General features: G+C 71.8%; 11 protein-coding genes. 5 read left to right on the top strand and 6 right to left on the bottom strand.

Annotated features, from left to right (window positions below; all coding sequences use genetic code 11):
- Window positions 1-2019 (top strand): DEAD/DEAH box helicase (locus tag AC1C2V_RS12470; RefSeq protein WP_495389939.1); only part of this gene is annotated, 2019 nt, incomplete at its 5' end.
- A 120-nt stretch (window positions 2020-2139) separates the two neighbouring features.
- Here the strand turns inward: AC1C2V_RS12470 and AC1C2V_RS12475 are convergent.
- A complete protein-coding gene (locus AC1C2V_RS12475; RefSeq protein WP_495389940.1) occupies window positions 2140-2931 on the bottom strand; it encodes a hypothetical protein in 792 nt (263 codons plus the stop codon).
- 131 nt (window positions 2932-3062) lie between these two features.
- Complete coding sequence (gene cspE / locus AC1C2V_RS12480; RefSeq protein WP_495389941.1) at window positions 3063-3266, bottom strand: transcription antiterminator/RNA stability regulator CspE; 204 nt, start codon at window positions 3264-3266, stop codon at window positions 3063-3065.
- A gap of 280 nt (window positions 3267-3546) precedes the next feature.
- On the opposite strand from cspE, the gene AC1C2V_RS12485 reads away from it, so the two are divergent.
- The 3 genes from AC1C2V_RS12485 to AC1C2V_RS12495 all read left to right on the top strand — a co-directional run bounded on the left by AC1C2V_RS12485 (window position 3547) and on the right by AC1C2V_RS12495 (window position 7192).
- Complete coding sequence (locus tag AC1C2V_RS12485) at window positions 3547-4401, top strand: aldo/keto reductase (RefSeq protein ID WP_495389942.1); 855 nt, start codon at window positions 3547-3549, stop codon at window positions 4399-4401.
- Window positions 4402-4598: 197 nt separating this feature from the next.
- The gene (locus AC1C2V_RS12490; protein ID WP_495389943.1) at window positions 4599-5885 is read left to right on the top strand and encodes an ABC transporter substrate-binding protein; all 1287 of its coding nucleotides are present in this window, start codon (window positions 4599-4601) and stop codon (window positions 5883-5885) included.
- Window positions 5886-6169: 284 nt separating this feature from the next.
- On the top strand, window positions 6170-7192 hold the full coding sequence (locus AC1C2V_RS12495) for a hypothetical protein (protein ID WP_495389944.1): 1023 nt from the start codon (window positions 6170-6172) through the stop codon (window positions 7190-7192).
- A gap of 166 nt (window positions 7193-7358) precedes the next feature.
- Here the strand turns inward: AC1C2V_RS12495 and AC1C2V_RS12500 are convergent, their stop codons facing one another.
- Genes AC1C2V_RS12500 through AC1C2V_RS12515 form a run of 4 tightly spaced genes read right to left on the bottom strand, consistent with a single transcriptional unit; the run spans window position 7359 to window position 11652 of the window.
- Window positions 7359-8141 carry an ABC transporter ATP-binding protein gene (locus tag AC1C2V_RS12500; protein ID WP_495389945.1) on the bottom strand — a complete coding sequence of 261 codons (783 nt, stop codon included), beginning with the start codon at window positions 8139-8141 and terminating at the stop codon, window positions 7359-7361.
- Window positions 8138-9151 carry an ABC transporter ATP-binding protein gene (locus tag AC1C2V_RS12505; protein ID WP_495389946.1) on the bottom strand — a complete coding sequence of 338 codons (1014 nt, stop codon included), beginning with the start codon at window positions 9149-9151 and terminating at the stop codon, window positions 8138-8140. Before AC1C2V_RS12505 ends, AC1C2V_RS12500 begins: the two co-directional genes overlap by 4 nt.
- Window positions 9141-10142, bottom strand: coding sequence for a branched-chain amino acid ABC transporter permease (locus tag AC1C2V_RS12510; RefSeq protein WP_495389947.1), 1002 nt, complete (start codon window positions 10140-10142; stop codon window positions 9141-9143). Before AC1C2V_RS12510 ends, AC1C2V_RS12505 begins: the two co-directional genes overlap by 11 nt.
- A 13-nt stretch (window positions 10143-10155) precedes the next feature.
- Window positions 10156-11652: a branched-chain amino acid ABC transporter permease gene (locus AC1C2V_RS12515; protein WP_495389948.1), complete on the bottom strand. Its 1497-nt coding sequence runs from the start codon at window positions 11650-11652 to the stop codon at window positions 10156-10158.
- A gap of 340 nt (window positions 11653-11992) precedes the next feature.
- On the opposite strand from AC1C2V_RS12515, the gene AC1C2V_RS12520 reads away from it, so the two are divergent.
- Window positions 11993-14293: a S9 family peptidase gene (locus AC1C2V_RS12520; protein WP_495390156.1), complete on the top strand. Its 2301-nt coding sequence runs from the start codon at window positions 11993-11995 to the stop codon at window positions 14291-14293.
- Window positions 14294-14307: the final 14 nt, after the last annotated feature.

The following is a 14307-nucleotide window of genomic DNA, read 5'->3' on the forward strand; positions in this document are numbered from 1 at the left end:
GTCGAGACCATGCCCCCCGACTCGTCGGTCGAGCCTGTCGAGACCATGCCCCCCGACTCGTCGGTCGAGCCTGTCGAGACCATGCCCCCCGCCGAGGAGACGCCGCGGCAGGCGGCGGCCCGCGAGGCACGGGAGCGGCGGCTCGCGCTGGAGGCCGAGATCCGGGAGCGGGCCGGCGAGGACCGTGGCATCCGGGACGACGAGGCCCAGGGGTTGGCGATGATCGGGGCATCGCTGGGCTACTGGCGCCGGGAGAGCAAGCCGTTCTGGCACGAGCACTACTCCCGGCTCGAGCTGCCGACGGACGAGTGGCAGGGTCGCCGCAACACGTTCCACGTGGAACGCGCCACGGTGGTCCAGGACTGGGCGGTCGAGGACGGGCGGCGCGCGTCGTCGCGCGTCATGGAGCTGGTCGGGCGGCTGCCCGAGGGGTCCGAGCTCGTGGTGGGGGCGGCGCCGTTCGTGCTCTACGACGCGCCGGCGCCGGCCGCGGTGACCGTCCCGGCCAACGCGGTGCGGGGCTTCCACGGGGGCGGGCTGATCCTCGAGGCCTCGCGTCGTGAGACGCCCGGCGGCGAGCGGGACGTGCTGGTGCTGCGCGAGCAGGTGCGCGTGGGCGCCGAGACCTTCCCGGAGCTGCCGATGGCGCTCACGCCGTCGAGCGGGCCGCGCGCAGACCCGCAGGAGCAGGCGCTCGAGGACGTGGCGCAGGCGGCGCTCTCGCGCTGGGACGTCGACCGCACGCTGCCCGACGGCCCGGCCACGGACCTGCTGCGCCGGCGCCCCCCGCGCGTGGCCGGCGGGGGCGCGCTGCCCGACGTCGTCGACGACGACTTCACGGCCGCGATCCTGACCGCGACGCGCGACCTCGACCGCTCCTACCTCGCCGTGCAGGGCCCGCCCGGCACCGGCAAGACGCACGTGGGCTCGCACGTGATCGCCGCGCTCGTCGCGGAGGGCTGGCGGGTGGGCGTCGTGGCGCAGTCGCACGCCGCCGTCGAGAACATGCTGCGCGCCGTCGTCGAGAAGGCGGGCGTGCCCGCCGAGCGCGTCGCCAAGAAGCGGCAGGCCGACGGCCCCTCACCCACGGCCGTCTGCGCCGAGCTGTCGGGGGAGGACCTGGCGGAGTTCTCCGGGCGGGGCGCGAGCATGGTCGGGGGCACGGCCTGGGACTTCGCGCACCCGGACCGCTGGCCCGACGGCGGGCTGGACCTGCTGGTGGTGGACGAGGCCGGGCAGTTCTCCCTCGCGTCCACGATCGCCGTAGCTCGGTCGGCACAGCGGCTGCTGCTCCTGGGCGACCCGCAGCAGCTGCCGCAGGTCAGCCGGGGCCGGCACCCGGAGCCCGTGGACCGGTCGGCGCTCGGGTGGCTCGCGGATGGGCACGACGTGCTCCCGCCCGGGCTGGGGTACTTCCTGGCGCGGTCGTGGCGTATGCACCCCGAGCTGTGCGAGGCGGTGTCCCAGCTTGCCTACGAGGGGCGGCTGCGCGCCCACGACACCGCGTCCGGCCGGCGGCTGGAGGGCGTGGCCCCCGGTGTCCACCACGTGCCCGTGGAGCACTCCGGCAACGGCGTCGCCTCGCCCCAGGAGGCCGCAGAAGTGGTGCGGCAGGTGACCGAGATCGTCGGCCGCGCCTGGGTACCCGGCGCCGGGGAGCCGGCACGGCCCCTGGAGCCGCGCGACGTCGTGGTGCTCGCCGCCTACAACGCCCAGGTCTGGGCCGTGCGGCGCGCGCTCGAGGGCGCCGGGCTCGCGGGCGTGCGAGTCGGCACGGTCGACCGGTTCCAGGGCACCGAGGCGCCGGTGGCGATCGTGACGCTCGCCGCGTCCTCCCCGCAGGACGTGCCGCGCGGCACCGGCTTCCTGCTCTCGCGCCACCGGATCAACGTGGCGGTCTCCCGCGGGCAGTGGTGCGCGATCGTCGTACGGTCCCCGGCGCTGACGGACTACCTGCCGCACAGCGCCGAGGGCCTGGGCCGGCTCGGCGCGTTCCTCGGGCTCTGCGCCGCTGGTTGAGCCTGTCGAAACCCCGCTGGTTGAGCTTGTCGAAACCCCGCTGGTTGAGCTTGTCGAAACCCCGCTGGTTGAGCTTGTCGAAACCCGGAGCGTGGTCTCGACAGGCTCGACCGACGAGGGTCAGAAGCCGCCGAAGTCGCCGCCCCCGAAGTCGCCGCCCCCGAAGTCGCCGAACCCGCCGGCGTCGCCACCCGGGTCCGCGCCGTACCCCGGGTCCGCGCCCGCCGCCTCCGTGTACCCGGGATCCCCGGCGCCGGCGTCCGCTCCGGCGTCGCCGCCCTCACCGCCGGACCCGCTTCCTTCGGCCCCCGCGTCGCCGGCGAAGTCCTGCGAGGGGTCGCCGAACGCAGGGCCGAAGATGGCGTTCGCCACGGCGGAGCCGATGACGACGCCGGCCACCGTGCCCAACAGGCTCGAGCCGACCATCGAGCCAAAGCCGAGGCCGCGGGCGCCGGGAGCGCCGCCGTCCGCGCCCTGGCCGCGGAACGACTGCTCGAGCGTGCCCGGGTTGCGCATCTCCGCACGCGTCGCCATGCGGGCGAGCGACTGCGGGTCGTCGGAGGTCGCGCGCTCCGACTCGGGCACCGTCGACCCCAGCTCGCTGAGCACGCGTCGCCGCTGTTCCGGCGTGAGGCGGGCGAACGCCTCCGCGTGCGCCTGCTCCACCGCGTCCGGCGGGGCGGTGCGCAGCAGGTAGCGGTACCGCTCGACGGCCACCTCGTCCGGGTCGCGGTGGGCGACCGGGGTCGCGGAGCCGGGGCGGCCGGCGGGCTGCTGCCCGGGCGCGGGCGCGTAGCCGTACTTGCCGGGCGCCTCACCCGTGGCTGGCTGCTCGTACCCGGGCCGGCCGGGCACGCCGTGGTACGAGCGCTCGTCGCGAGCCCTGCCGAGAAGTCGGTCGAGGAATCCCATGACGGGTCAACGACCGTGGCCGGACGCGCGTTCCCATGCTTCGTCCGGGAATGACGACGGCCCGCACCCCGACGAGCGGGGCACGGGCCGTGCGCCTCACGCGGCCGGCGTCAGCCGACCGAGAGACGAGATCAGAGCGGGCGGACGTTCTCCGCCTGCGGGCCCTTGGGCCCCTGTGTCACGTCGAACTCGACGCGCTGCTCCTCGTCCAGGGACCGGTAGCCCTGGGACTGGATCGCGGAGAAGTGGACGAACACGTCAGCCGAGCCGTCCTCGGGGGCGATGAAGCCGAAGCCCTTCTCGCTGTTGAACCACTTCACGGTTCCGGTGGCCATGCTTACTCCTTCAAGAGGTGTCGACGACCTCGACCGTCGAGATCGCGCATCACGGTGAATCGTCGTCAACTCTTGAAACCAAGGTCCGCCGGGAGGCTGCGTCAATCCTGACGACACGGCCACCGTGGCGCAGACGGGATGACCGTCCGGTACGAGCGAGGCACTGCAACAGGCACAACGGTACGCGAGCGCGCGCATAGGCACCAGTGTTCCCGCTCAGGACGTCCACAGGGTGAGCACGTGCGGCGCAGACAGGCGTCCCGGCCGATAGAAAGGGGTCATGACCACCTCACCTGTCCCGCCCGTCCACCTCGCCGGTGGCATCCAGATCCCGCAGGTCGGCCTCGGCGTCTTCCAGGTTCCCGACGACGGCACCCAGGCCAACGTCGAGCAGGCGCTGGAGCTGGGATATCGCCACGTCGACACCGCGGCCGCCTACTACAACGAAGCCGGGGTCGGCGCGGCGCTGCGCGCGTCGGGGCTGCCGCGCGAGGAGGTGTTCGTCACCACCAAGTTGCGCAACGGCGACCAGGGCTACGAGGCGGCGCTGCGTGCGTTCGAGGGCTCGCGCCGGGCGCTCGGCGTCGACCAGGTGGACCTCTACCTGATCCACTGGCCGGTCCCGAGCCGCGACCTGTACGTCGAGACGTGGCGCGCCTTCGAGAAGCTGCTCGCCGACGGAGCGGTGCGTGCGATCGGGGTGTCGAACTTCCTGGTGGAGCAGCTCGACCGGCTCGTCGCCGCGGCCGACGTCGTCCCGGCGGTGAACCAGATCGAGGTGCACCCGACGTTCCAGCAGGTGCCGCTCCAGCAGCGCTGCCGTGAGCTCGGGATCGCCGTGGAGGCGTACTCCCCGCTCGGGCGGGGCGCCGACCTCGACGCCCCCGCTGTCGTCACCGCGGCCGCCGACCTCGGCGTCACGCCGGCGCAGGTGGTGCTGCGCTGGGCCGTGCAGCAGGGCCGCATCGTGATCCCGAAGTCGCTGTCGGCGGACCGTCAGGCCTCCAACCTGGACCTCTTCACCTTCGAGCTGTCGGCGGAGCAGGTGGCACAGATCGACGCGCTCGAGTCCGGCGTCGCCGGGCGCACGGGTGCCGACCCTGCGACGGCGTCGTTCACGCAGTTCCGCGACTGAACCGAGCGTCGCGACCCGCGTTCCGGGGTCTATCGGCGCGCCCCCGGATATGCCAGTGTGACGCAGGTAACAGGTTCGTCACGATCTGTTGCGAGTGACCCGCGCGACACGTACGCGACATACAGTCTCGCTACGTTCAGCGGCACTGAATGCGGTGTTGAGCCGCGCGAATGTCCTACCTCCAAAAGGGGAACAGCATGATCCGACGCAGCACGGTCGCCCGGGGCTTCGCCCTCGCGGCGGTACTCAGCCTTGGCCTCACCGCCTGTGCCTCCTCCGACGGCGGCGGCGGCGACGACGAGGGCAGCGAGGGTTCGGCCGAACCCCTGAAGATCGGCACGATCCTCCCGGTCACCGGCACCCTCGCGTTCCTCGGCCCGCCCGAGATCGCGGGCGTCGGCCTCGCGATCGACGACATCAACTCCGGCGGGGGTGTCCTCGGCGAGGACGTCACCGTCGAGTGGGGCGACTCCGGCGACAGCACGGACCTGTCCGTCGCGAGCAGCACGGCGACTGACCTCATCGGCAAGGGCGTCTCGGCCGTGATCGGTGCCGCGTCCTCCGCGGTGACCCTCGGCGTGGTCGACACGTTCGAGGAGGCCGGGGTCATGCTGATCTCGCCCGCGAACACCGCGGCGGACCTCTCCGGGTACGGCGACTTCTTCGCCCGCACGGCCCCGCCGGACACGGTGCAGGGTGCGGCGCACGCCTCCCTCCTCCTGGACGACGGCCACTGCAAGATCGGTTTCCTCGTGCAGAACGAGGCATACGGCACCGGTCTGCGCGACGTGGTCGAGGAGGCCGTCAAGGCCGGTGGCTGCGAAGTCGTCTACGGCGGCACCGGCCAGGGCCACGAGTTCGCCCCGGGTGAGACCAACTTCGGAGCCCAGGTGACCGACCTGCTCGCGCAGAAGCCCGACGCGATCTCGGTCATCGCCTTCGAGGAGACCGTCGCGATCGTCAACGAGCTCGTCTCGCAGGGGTGGGACTTCGCCGGGAACACCTACTTCGTCGACGGGAACCTGTCCAACTACGGCGACCAGTTCGACCCGGGCACCCTCGAGGGCGTCAAGGGCACTCTGCCGGGGGCGCAGGCCGACGAGACGTTCCGCGAGGAGCTCAAGGCCTGGTACTCCGAGAACGAGGACGGCGAGCTCAACGACTTCTCGTACTCGGCGGAGTCGTACGACGCGACCGTCCTCGCCGCGCTGGCCGCGGTGAGGGGCGGCGCCACCGACGGCGCCACGATCTCGAAGAACATCCGGGCCGTCTCCGGTGCCGAAGAGGGCAGCAAGGAGGTCAACTCGTTCGAGGAGGGCGTGAAGGCGCTCGAGGCGGGCGACGAGATCAACTACGTCGGCAAGTCCGGCATCGGGCCGCTCAACGACGCCAACGACCCGTCCTCGGCGTTCATCGGGATCTACCAGTACGGCCCCGACAACACCTACACGTTCGAGCGGGAGATCGAGGGCACCACCGAGTGACACCTCGGCGGTCGGGGCCGAGCTCCTGACCGGCGACCCCACAGCACCACCGCACGGCACGACGGCCCGGGCGCTCAACCAGCGCCCGGGCCGTCGTCGTCCGCCGAGGTAGTCCAGATTCCCGCGAGGTAGTTACGAACCCCGCGAGGTAGTCCAGATCTCGCCGAGGTAGTTCGCGTCGCGTTCTCGGGACGGCGGGGTGCGACGCTGCCCCCAGGCTTGCAGTTTCCACAGGTCAGCGTCCGGTGGCCCGCCCGACGTCGTCCCTGGATCATCGTCGGTCCATGAGAGAAGCCGAGCACCTCCCGGCGATCCGCCGGATCGCCGGGATCGTGGACGCAATGAACGCCACCGGCTCTCCGCTGGGCGGCATGCGCTCGGCGGACGTCGAACACCCGCCGATCGTGCCGCTCGCCCTCGACCTCTCCCGCGTTGACGCCGGCACGGTCGCGGACCGGCTCGCGGTCGGGGTGGTCGAGCGCCTTCGCGGAGTCTTCCTGCCGGGCGAGGTCGAGCGGACGTTCGAGGAAACGATCCTGACGCAGGTGCGAGGGCTCGTCGACGGGACGACCGCACCCCTGTGGTTCAGCCACACGACCGCCGCGCTGCTGCACGGGGCCTGGCTCTATCGCACACCGTCGCTGGTCCACGTCACGCGGGAGTGGAACCCGCACGTCGACGAGGAGGCCGAGCCACTGGTGCGGCGGCACCACACGACTCTTCCCGTCGCGGACCGGGCGACCGTGCGCGGCATGCCGGTGACGTCGCTCGCTCGCACGCTCGTCGACTGCATCCGCAGCCTGCCGCGGGACGGCGCGCTCGTCGTGTGCGACTCGTTGGCCCGGCTCGGTGCCGACCTCGACGAGGTCTCACGCATCATGTCGGCGTCGCGTGGCAAGCGGGGTGTGGTGCAGGCCCGCGGCGTCCTCGACCTGTGCGATCCGCGGTCGGGATCGCCGGGCGAGACGGTGACACGGCTCGTCGCCTCCGACGCCGGGCTCCCACGGGCGGACTGCCAGATCGAGGTGGCGACGGCGCAGGGGACGGTCTTCGTCGACCTCGGTTGGGAGGTCGTGCGTGTCGCCGTGGAGTTCGACGGGGCGATCAAGTACTCCGGCGACGAGCACGGCGACCCGGACGCCGTGCGTCGTGCGGAAGCAGCGAGGCAGCAGTCGCTCGAGGCCGCTGGGTGGATCGTCGTGCGCGTGCGCTGGGAGGACCTGGGCGACCCCATCGCCCTGGAGCAGCGACTTCGGGCCGCGTACCGGGTGGGGCGCAGACGCAGCATCCTCGGGTTGACGGCCTGAGGCCACGCCCGGGTCGGTGAGCCAGGTGGAATGACGACGGCGGTGGGAGCTCCGCGGAGCTTCCACCGCCGTCGTCGTGCTCACCCGAACTACCTCGCCGAATTCCGAACTACCTCGCCGAAATCCGAACTACCTCGGCCAGACTCGAACTATCTCGCCGGGTGGGTCACGACGGCTCCTCAGCGAGGGTGCCGAGGTACAGGGAGATGACCTTCGGGTCTGCCTGTAGCTGCCGGCCGGTGCCGGTGTAGGCGTCCTTGCCCTGGTCGAGGACGTAGCCGCGGTCGCAGATCTGCAGGCAGCGGCGGGCGTTCTGCTCGACCATGATCACCGAGACGCCGGCCTTGTTGATCATGCGCGTGCGCAGGAACGTCTCGTCCTGGCGGACGGGGGACAGGCCGGCGGACGGCTCGTCGAGCAGCAGCACGGACGGGTTCATCATGAGCGCTCGGGCCATCGCGACCATCTGCCGCTCGCCGCCCGACATGGCGCCCGCCCGCTGGTTGCGCCGGTCGTGCAGCACGGGGAACAGGTCGCCGATGAACGACCAGCGCTCCTCGAACACCTTGGGCCGCAGGTAGACGCCCATACGCATGTTCTCCTCGACGGACAACGACGGGAAGACGTTGTTCGTCTGCGGCACGAACCCGACGCCGCGCGCCACGAGGGAGTTCGCCTTCATGCCGGTGATGTCCTGACCCTCGAGGGTCACGGTGCCGGAGTAGACCTTCACCAGCCCGAACAGGGCCTTGAGCAGCGTGGACTTGCCGGCTCCGTTGGGCCCGATGATGCCGACCAGCTCGCCCTTGGCGACCTCGATCGAGCACCCGTCGAGGATGTTCACGCCCGGGATGTAGCCGGCCACGAGGTTGTCGGCCCGCAGCAGCAGCTCCTTGTCCTTCGGGGCGCCGGTCGCGGTCTCCCCGGGCAGGATCGAGGTGTCGCTCATCGCTTCTCCTCCTCGGCCTCGAGCCGGGCCAGGATCTCGGGGTCGAGCAGCGAGTCGTCCCCGAGGTCGGTGTCGTGGTGGGCCCCCAGGTAGGCGTCGACGACGGCCTGGTCATGCATCACCGTCGCCGGCGGCCCTTCGGCGACGATCCGGCCCTCGGCCATCACCACCACCCAGTCGGAGATGTGCCGCACGGCGTGCATGTCGTGTTCCACGAAGAGGACCGTCATGCCCTCGTCACGCAGCGCCTGCACGTGCCCCAGCAGCGACTGCACGAGCGCGGGGTTCACGCCCGCCATCGGCTCGTCGAGCATGATGATCGTGGGGTTCGTCATCAGGGCACGGGCCATCTCGAGCAGCTTGCGCTGCCCGCCCGACAGCGACCCGGCGTAGTCGGCGGCCTTCGCATCCAGCGTGAACCGGGCGAGGATCTCCATCGCCCTCTCGGTGGCGGCCTTCTCGTGCGCCTGCCAGGTGAACGGCAGCCACGACAGCCAGAACCGCTCGCCGGGGTTCTTCGGTTCGGCGAGCAGCATGTTCTGCAGCACCGTGAGCCGCGACAGGGCCTTGGTGAGCTGGAAGGTGCGCACCATCCCGGCCTTGGCGACGCGCGCGCCACCCTTGCCCTGCAGCGAGCGACCCTCGAAGCTCCAGGTGCCGCTCTGCGGGGTGTCGAACCCGGTGAGCAGGTTGAAGAACGTCGTCTTGCCGGCGCCGTTGGGGCCGATGAGCGCGGTGATGGCGCCCCGCTGCACCTCCAGGTGCTTGACGTCGACGGCGGTCATGCCGCCGAAGCGGCGGACGACGTCGTCGGCGACGAGGATGGCGTCGGGCTTTGCGACGCCGACCTTGGGCTCGACCTGGGCCAGCTCGCCGCGGGCCTCGACGGCGACGGCGGAGTTCGGCTCCTGCGCGGCCGCCGCGGCGGCGTCGACCACCGAGTCGGGCGCGGGGGTGGGCTCGGGCGTGGCGTCCGGCGCAGTCTGGGTGGGGGTCTCGTCAGCGGACATTGAAGGCCAGCTCCTTCTTGTTCCCGAGGATGCCCTGTGGCCGGAAGATCACCAGGAGCATCAGCGTGAGACCGACCAGCATGCCGCCGATCTGCTCCACGTTGGTGGTGGTGATGACGTCGCCCACGCCGGTGTTCTCCGCGAGGGCGCGCATGCCGGTGCGCATGAGCATGTACGCGCCGAAGAAGACCATCGAACCGAGAACCGGCCCGAACACCGTGGCCGCTCCGCCCAATAGCAGGACGGTCCAGGTGAAGAACGTCATCGTGCGCCCCATCGCGTCCGGCGCGATCGTGAGCGGCAGCACGTAGAGCACGCCGCCGAGTGCACCCAGCATGCCGCCGAGCACGAGCGACTGGAGCTTGTACGAGTAGACGTTCTTGCCCAGGGCGCGCACGGCGTCCTCGTCCTCGCGGATGCCCTTGAGCACGCGGCCCCAGGGGCTGCGGGTGATGAGCCAGACGAAGAGCAGCACGACGGCGACGAGCCCCCACGCGAAGATCCGTGTCCACCACGAGTCGGAGCCCGTGTTGATGTACTCCAGCGGCCCGATGACGGTGCGCCCGTCGGGCAGCGGGGACAGGTCCTGGAAGGTGCCCTTGAAGTTGCGGCCCTGCAGGCCGGACGCGCCGCCGGTCCACTCCTGCAGCCAGGTGGACCGGCCGATCCAGCGGATGATCTCGGCGGCGGAGATGGTGACGATCGCGAGGTAGTCGCCCCGGAGCTGGAGCGTCGGGATACCGAGGAGCAGCGCGAAGAGCAGGCCGGCCGCGAGGGCGACCAGCAGCGCGAGGAAGAACGGGGCGCCGGCGATCGTCGCGATGCCGAAGCCGTAGGCGCCGAGCAGCATGAAGCCGGCCTGGCCCATGTTGAGCAGGCCCGTGTACCCGAAGTGCAGGTTGAGGCCGATCGCGGCGATGGCGTAGGCGGCCGTGGTGGGCGCGATGAGCTCGGCCAGCGACTGGGTGAGGATTCTGAGGAACTCGTCCATGATGGGTCTCCCTTCAGCCGATCCGCTCGCGGCGGCCAAGAATGCCCTGCGGCCTGATCAGGAGCACGAGGATGAGGATCACGAGCGCGGACGCGTAGCGCAGGTCGCTCTGGATCACGAGGTTGGACAGCTCGACGACGAGCCCGATGAGGATCGACCCGACGAGCGCGCCGAACGCGGTGCCGAGGCCGCCGAGGGTGACCGCCGCGAACATCAGAAGCAGTAGCTGCACCCCGAGCTGCCAGTTGAACGACCCGAACGAGATGCCCCACATGAGGCCGGCGAGGGCGGCGAAGCCGGTCGCCACGATCCACACGATGCGCACGACCTTGTCGGGATCGATGCCGGTGGTCGCGGCGAGCGCCGGGTTGTCCGACACAGCGCGGGTGGCCCGTCCCAGCCGGGTGCGGGTGAGGAAGAACGCGAAGCCCACGAGGCACACGAGGGCGACCGCCATCGAGATCCACGACGTGGTGCTGAGCGTGATCCCCGCGATGTTCAGCGGCCGTGGGTTGGCGCCCAGGATGCGCTCGGACCCGCCGCCGATGAGGAGCTGGATGACGTACTGCAGGGTGATCGACAGCCCGATGGAGACGATCATCATCTGCATCACCGGTGTGCCGCGCCGTCGTAGCGGGCGCCAGATCCCGGCGTCCTGCGCGAGTCCGGTGAACGCGCAGATCGCGATGGTGAGCAGACCGCCGAGCCAGATCGACATCCCCATCTGGTTGATGGTGATGAAGCCGACCGCGGCGCCGAGCGCGAACTGCTCGCCGTGCGCGAAGTTCGACAGCCCGGTGGTGCCGAAGATGAGGTTCAGCCCGATGGAGGCGAGGGCCAGCAGCAGGCCGAAGCGGATGCCGGAGCCGAACTGCTGCCACACCTGGGCCCAGGTGATGGCCTGTTGGGAGGCGTCGCCCTCCGGTGCCGTGCTGACGCCCTCGCCCTCCGTGGTGGTTCCGGTGCCCGAGTCGGCGTCGGTCCCGCCCTCGGCGGGCGCGGAGCTGGTCGCCTCGGACGACGGGCTCGGCGCTTCGGCCGCGGCGCCGAGCCGGAACGCGGCGCGGGCCGTGCCGCCGGTCTGCGCGGTGACCTGGAGCTCGGTGGACGCCCCCTCGGGGAGCTGCTCGTCGGCGGGGAGCGAGGCGGGGTCGATCGTGATCGTGTACCGACCGACCTCGGGCACCGCCACGGACGTGAGGGCGTCCGCCGTCGTCGTGACGGATGCGCTGAAGTCGCCCGGGCCGGCGATGGTCGCCTCGGCGCCCGCGATCCGGTCGTTCTGCTCGTTCAGGACGAGGACGGCGACGCACGCGGTCGTGTCGTCCGGCTGGCAGTCGGTCGGGGTGTCGCTGTCGCCGGCGGTTGCGGCGGCGGCGTGCGCCTCGGTGTTCGCGCCGGGGCTCGCCTGAGCTGGTGGCGTGGCGAGCACCGTTGGTACGAGGGCGATCGCGAGCACTGCCACGGTGCGGCACAGCACGGTTGCCCTACTGGGTCGGTCCGTCGTCATCGGGCGGGTCCTCCGTCAGATCGGTGTCGTTCCCTGGGCGAGCCCAGGTTCCACCCGCTCGCCCCGTCGATGCAGGGACCCTAAAGGGCCCATGTATCCGCGGGGTTTCGCGAGCGTGCCGCGAGTGTAGCGACGAAAATGTGACAGAAATGACAGATCCAGGTCACAGTCCTGCATCGCGGGATGGGCCCGGGGCACCGACCCCGGCGTCAACCCCGGCGTTGCGGTCGGGACCTAGGCTGGCCGGGTGCCCGACGACCTGACGCCCCCAGCCGACCCCGACGTCGACCCAGCGACGACCCCGCAGACGACCCCGCAGGCAGACGCCGTGACGGACGCCGTGACGGACGCAGCGACGGCCCCCGCGCAGGCGCCGGTGGCGGAGCGCCGCCCGACCATCCGGTCGCACCATGGCGACGACGTCGTGGACGACTACGAGTGGCTGCGCGACAAGAACTCGCCCGACGTGCTGGCCCACCTCGAGGCCGAGAACGCGTGGACGCAGGCCCGGCTGGCGCACCTGGCGCCGCTGCGCCAGGCGGTCTTCGACGAGATCAAGGGGCGCACGCTCGAGACCGACCTGTCTGTGCCGGTGCGGCTCGACGGCTCCTGGTACTACACGCGCACCCAGGAGGGGCGGCAGTACCCGATCCACGCGCGCGTGCCCGCGGCGGGGGAGTGGGCGCCGCCGCTGATCGACGCGGGCACCGTGCCGGCCGGCGAGCAGGTGCTGCTCGACCAGAACGTGGCCGCCGAGGGCCACGACTTCTTCTCCCTCGGCACGTTCGACGTGTCCCAGGACGGGACGCGGCTCGCGTACGCGGTGGATACCACGGGCGACGAGCGGTTCACGCTCCGGCTGCGGGACCTGACCACGGGCGAGGACCTGCCCGACGTGGTCGAGAACACCTTCCCCGGCGCGGTGCTCACGCCGGACGGCTCGCACGTCTTCTACCTGACGGTGGACGACGCCTGGCGCCCCCACCAGGTGTGGCGGCACCGGGTGGGCACGCCGGCCGCGGACGACGTGCTCGTGCTCGAGGAGCCGGACGAGCGGTTCTGGGTGGGTGTCGGGCTGACGCGCTCGCGCCGCTTCCTGGTGATCGAGGTCGGGTCGAAGACGACGAGCGAGGCGCTGCTGCTGGACGCCGCCGACCCGACGGGCGAGCCCCGGGTGGTGTGGGCGCGCCGCGACGGCGTCGAGTACACCGTCGAGCACGCCGTCCTCCCCACGACTGCCGGCAACGACCAGGCGGACTCGTCGGCCGACCAGGGGGTGGGGGCCCGTCCGGGCGACGGGACGGGCTCCGACCGCATGGTCGGCACCAGGGACGTGCTGCTCGTGCTGCACAACGACGGGGCGGAGAACTTCGAGCTCGTCGTGGCGGACGTGCCCACGGCGGGCGACGACGGGGCGACGGCCCCGCTCGACCCCGCGGCAGCGCGCGTCGTCGTGCCGCACGACCCCGACGTGCGGCTCGAGGGCGTCGACGCGTTCGCCCGCCACGCGGTGCTGAGCCTGCGGCGCGAGGCGCTGCCGCGGGTCGCCGTCGTCGACCTCGAGCGGGCGGCGCAGCGCGCGGCCGACGGCGCGTGGGAGGCGGAGGAGATCGACGTCGACGAGCCGCTGTTCTCCGTGTTCGTGGACGCGAACCCCGCGTGGGAGCAGCCGCTGCTGCGGGTGCAGCACACGTCGTTCGTCACTCCGACCACGGTGGTGGACGTGGACCTCGCCACGGGCGAGCGACATGTGCGCAAGCAGCAGCCCGTGCTCGGCGGCTACGACCCGGCCGACTACGTGCAGCGGCGGGAGTGGGCCATGGCCGAGGACGGCACGCGGGTGCCGATCAGCCTGGTGTGGCGTCGGGACGCGGTGACCCTGGACGGCTCGGGCACCCGCGCCGAGCCCGCGCCGCTGCTGTTGTACGGGTACGGCGCCTACGAGGTGAGTATCGACCCGTACTTCTCGGTGCCCCGGCTGAGCCTGCTCGACCGCGGCGTCGTGTTCGCCGTGGCGCACGTGCGCGGCGGCGGCGAGCTGGGCCGGCACTGGTACGACGACGGCAAGCTGGAGCACAAGACGCACACGTTCACCGACTTCGTCGCCTGCGGGCGGCACCTGGTGGAGACGGGCTGGACGGCGCCCGAGCGGATGGTGGCCGACGGCGGCAGCGCGGGCGGCCTCACGGTGGGCGTGGCGGTCAACCTGGCACCCCAGCTGTTCGCGGGCGTGCTCGCCGGGGTGCCGTTCGTCGACGCCCTGACGTCGATGCTCGACCCGACGCTGCCGCTGACCGTGGTGGAGTGGGACGAGTGGGGCGACCCGCTGCACGACGCTCAGGTGTACGCCCGGATGAAGGCGTACACCCCGTACGAGAACGTGCCGGACCCTTCGACGAGCTCAGGACGGCGCGCCGCGTCCGCCTACCCGCAGATCCTCGCGACCACGTCGCTGCACGACACCCGCGTGCTGTACGTGGAGCCCGCCAAGTGGGTGGCCCGCCTGCGGGCCGCGGGCGCCCCTGCGCTGCTGAAGATCGAGATGTCGGCCGGGCACGGGGGCGTGTCCGGCCGGTACGCGCGCTGGGAGGAGATCGCCTTCGAGCACGCCTGGACGTTGGACGTGCTCCAGGCAAGATGAACAGCAGGTGAACA

Source organism: Isoptericola sp. Y541 (assembly GCF_059445465.1).

Excerpts from the sequence above, each read along its gene's own strand:
- AC1C2V_RS12505 (WP_495389946.1), bottom strand. The coding sequence starts at position 9,151 with ATGTCCGCTGACGAGACCCCCACCCAGACTGCGCCGGACGCCACGCCC.
- AC1C2V_RS12490 (WP_495389943.1), top strand. The coding sequence starts at position 4,599 with ATGATCCGACGCAGCACGGTCGCCCGGGGCTTCGCCCTCGCGGCGGTA.
- AC1C2V_RS12485 (WP_495389942.1), top strand. The coding sequence starts at position 3,547 with ATGACCACCTCACCTGTCCCGCCCGTCCACCTCGCCGGTGGCATCCAG.
- AC1C2V_RS12475 (WP_495389940.1), bottom strand. The coding sequence starts at position 2,931 with ATGGGATTCCTCGACCGACTTCTCGGCAGGGCTCGCGACGAGCGCTCG.
- AC1C2V_RS12515 (WP_495389948.1), bottom strand. The coding sequence starts at position 11,652 with ATGACGACGGACCGACCCAGTAGGGCAACCGTGCTGTGCCGCACCGTG.
- AC1C2V_RS12495 (WP_495389944.1), top strand. The coding sequence starts at position 6,170 with ATGAGAGAAGCCGAGCACCTCCCGGCGATCCGCCGGATCGCCGGGATC.
- cspE (WP_495389941.1), bottom strand. The coding sequence starts at position 3,266 with ATGGCCACCGGAACCGTGAAGTGGTTCAACAGCGAGAAGGGCTTCGGC.
- AC1C2V_RS12500 (WP_495389945.1), bottom strand. The coding sequence starts at position 8,141 with ATGAGCGACACCTCGATCCTGCCCGGGGAGACCGCGACCGGCGCCCCG.
- AC1C2V_RS12510 (WP_495389947.1), bottom strand. The coding sequence starts at position 10,142 with ATGGACGAGTTCCTCAGAATCCTCACCCAGTCGCTGGCCGAGCTCATC.